The following is a 2,891-nucleotide window of genomic DNA, read 5'->3' as shown; positions in this document are numbered from 1 at the left end:
TGCCGGGTCTGGTTGGTGGGTCGTCGGGTTCGGATGTGCCGTTGCCGGGCTTTGCGGGTGGGTCATCGGGTTCCGATGGTTCGTTGCCGGGCTTGGTTGGTGGTTCGTCCGGTGTCGGCGACCTGCCAGGGCTGTCGGGCGCCGGGTCCGGACCCGGCAACGACTTCTTCGGTGGTGCCCCGGGCGGCGCGGACTTCGGCGAGGGCTGGACCGGCGGCAACTGGCAATCGAGCGGGAATTCCGGTGCGCCGGGCAACGCCATGCAGATCGGCCCGCTGGGCCCGGCGCCGATGCCGGCGGGCGGCGGGGGCGACGGCGCGGCCGGTGGAGGTTGGAGCCAGAACGACGGCGCCGGCGGTCTGGGACTGTCCGGGCTGGCGGCGGGCGCCGCGGGCGGTGCCCTGGCCACCGGTGCGGCGGGTCCGGCGGGTCCGATGGCCGGACTCGGCGGCTTCCCCCCGCCGATGATGGGCGGCGGCATGGGTGGTGGCGCCGGGGGCGGGGAGCAGCAGGAGAAGGACCGCGAGCGGAAGACGTGGCTGGCCGAGGAGGAGGAGGTCTGGGGTACGGAACCGGACCTGGCGCCTTCGGTGATCGGTCGCGACGACACCGCTGACGATTTCGGTACCGACCGCGACTACCCGACCGTGCCGCAGAGCCCGTCCGTGCCACGCGGCCCGGCGCGCGGTACCGGGCGCCAGAGCGGGCGCGCGTAGTGAGCCAGTCGTGACTGTCGAAGAAGGAGGTTGTCCGTGACGGGTCCCGTGCACGGGATGCTGGAACAGACGTTCGCGGCATTCGAGGAACAGAAGCGCGTCGTCACCGAGTTCGAGGAGATGGTGGCGGAGTCCCAGACGACCGTCACCGCGAAGAACCGCACGCTCGTCGTCACGGTGGACGGTCGGGGCGACCTGACGGACGTGAAGTTCCCGACGAGTTCCTATCGCAAGATGGCTCCGGCCGAGTTGAGCAGTCTTCTGGTGGAGACGATCACGTCCGCGCGAAATCAGGCCCGCGCGAGCATGAACGAGTTTCTCGAGACGCTGTTGCCGTCGGGTATGGCGGCGGACTTTCTCCAGAACGCGGTCGATGTGGACGAGATCTTGAACGAAGCGGTGAGTGCGGCCAACGAGATGTTTCCGAATACGCGATCGACGCCGCCGACTGGGGGACTGTCGTGAGTGGCGCCTCGGATCGTGTCGCCGCGAGGCCGGACGAGCTGACTGGCAAGGCGTTCGCGGATTTCAAGGAGCGGGTGGCGGCGCTCAGGAACATCTACGACAGCCTTGTGTTGTCCTCTGTCCCGATGGGCGAGATACGGGGTGACTTCGACAAGAAGATGAATGACGGGCTGGCCAAGTTGCGAGATCTGCTCGACATTCTGTATCGCGGTCTGGAGGACGTCAGTGAGGGCAAGGGTGACGCCGTCACGAAAATGGGCACGATCCTGCAGAACGCCGCTGAGGTCGCCGACAGCCTGGCTCGCCAGATGCCTTCGGGGACGAACTCGGGTCGGGGCGTTTAGGTAGTTCCGATGGTGGATGTGCGGGGCCATGCCGTTTCGTGCGGGTGGCCCCGCCGTTGTTTCTGGTCTTTGAGGGTTCGCGGGAGGTTGGTTAGTAATGGGTATTCAGGCGCCTGATCCTCTCGCGAAGTTCTTTCTGTGGTTTGTGGGTATGGAGTTCCCGGGCCTGGACGAGGACAAGCTCCTGCGGATGGCGGAGGGGCTGGCGGATCTGGTGCGGGAGTACGGTGCGGCGGAGAAGTCGTACAAGGCGGGTGTGAACAAGATCAAGGGTAATTCCGCGGGCAAGGCCCAGCGGAAGTTCGTGGAGTCGTCGGAGAGCCTCCTGGGTGTTCTGGGTAAGGGCGGCGATTACACGAGTGCGGTGGGTTGGCAGCATCATGTCGCCGCCGGTATGACGTTCTCGACGAAGGTTACGGCCATAACGTCGGCGGCCTTGTTGTTGGTGGAGTTGCTGTTCGCGGCGCAGGTGTTTTGGTACAACCCGATTCCGTGGGTGAAGTTCTGGGCGCAGGCGCCGGCGAATCGGGCGCTGCTGCGCGTGTTCTTGCAGCAGGTGGCGGCGCGGTCGGCGCTGTTGGCGCGGGAGGCGGCCGAGGAGGCGATGCAGGAGCTCATCTCGGCGTTGGCGGGTGAGCTCGCGGCGGTGAAGAAGGGCTACAAGCCGGGCAAGGTCGACGTGAAGGATGTGGGGAAGTCGACCGGCGCGGGGGCGATGGCCGGAGGGCTCATGGGTGTCTTCGGGCCTGCCGCTCAGGCGGGATTCGGCAAGGCGGCGAAGTCGGCGGGTATCGACAAGGTCGGCGCTGAACTGGCGAAGGGGTCGACGCCCGCCCGGGTGCTCGTCGAGGGTGTGGAGGAGGCGGGCGAGTCGGCCGTCAGCGCCGGTGTGGAGGTACCGGTCGAGGGAGTGGTGACCGTAGCCGCCGGCGGGGAGTGGACGGCGGGGGCCGCGGGGGTGACCTTCGTGTCCTCGATGGCGTTCGACGCGGTTGCCGAGGCGGGGGCGAAGGCGGCGGACAAGGTGAAGACGCTGGTTTCGGGTCCGGGGGCGGAGAAGGCCGCTGGTGGTGGGTCCTCGGAGACCACGGTTTCGGGTGACGGTACGCCGCCCGAGGTGGGCACCGGGGCGTCGATCGTGGAGGTGGAACCGGCACCGGTGCCGGGTGCGGCGGGCGTGACCGTCACCGGCCCCAGCACGGGCACCAACGGTGGCCGTGGGCCGGTGGCGGTGAACGGTGTGCCCGGCGGGGGGGGGGCGGCGGGCGGGGGGGGGGGGGGGGGGGGGCGCGCCCCCCAAACACCCCCCCCCCCCCCCGGCGCGGGCGACCGGCCGGGGGGGGGCGGCCCGACGGGGGCCGCGAGC

The 2,891-nt window shown here is 69.1% G+C and carries 3 protein-coding genes and 1 pseudogene; all 4 read left to right on the top strand.

Features of this window, described 5'->3' with window-relative positions:
• Positions 1 to 83: 83 nt before the first annotated feature.
• Positions 84 to 716 carry a hypothetical protein gene (locus tag AB0J86_RS33425; protein ID WP_363861678.1) on the top strand — a complete coding sequence of 211 codons (633 nt, stop codon included), beginning with the start codon at positions 84 to 86 and terminating at the stop codon, positions 714 to 716.
• 36 nt (positions 717 to 752) lie between these two features.
• On the top strand, positions 753 to 1,181 hold the full coding sequence (locus AB0J86_RS33420; protein ID WP_363861677.1) for a YbaB/EbfC family nucleoid-associated protein: 429 nt from the start codon (positions 753 to 755) through the stop codon (positions 1,179 to 1,181).
• On the top strand, positions 1,178 to 1,525 hold the full coding sequence (locus AB0J86_RS33415) for a hypothetical protein (protein ID WP_363861676.1): 348 nt from the start codon (positions 1,178 to 1,180) through the stop codon (positions 1,523 to 1,525). The genes AB0J86_RS33420 and AB0J86_RS33415 overlap by 4 nt, the downstream gene beginning before the upstream one ends.
• A 97-nt stretch (positions 1,526 to 1,622) precedes the next feature.
• Positions 1,623 to 2,891, top strand: a pseudogene (locus AB0J86_RS33410) (hypothetical protein); the annotation flags it as partial.

Source organism: Micromonospora sp. NPDC049559 (assembly GCF_040676675.1).
Taxonomy (GTDB): domain Bacteria; phylum Actinomycetota; class Actinomycetes; order Mycobacteriales; family Micromonosporaceae; genus JBFAPK01.
This window is presented reverse-complemented; position numbering and strand designations above follow the sequence as displayed.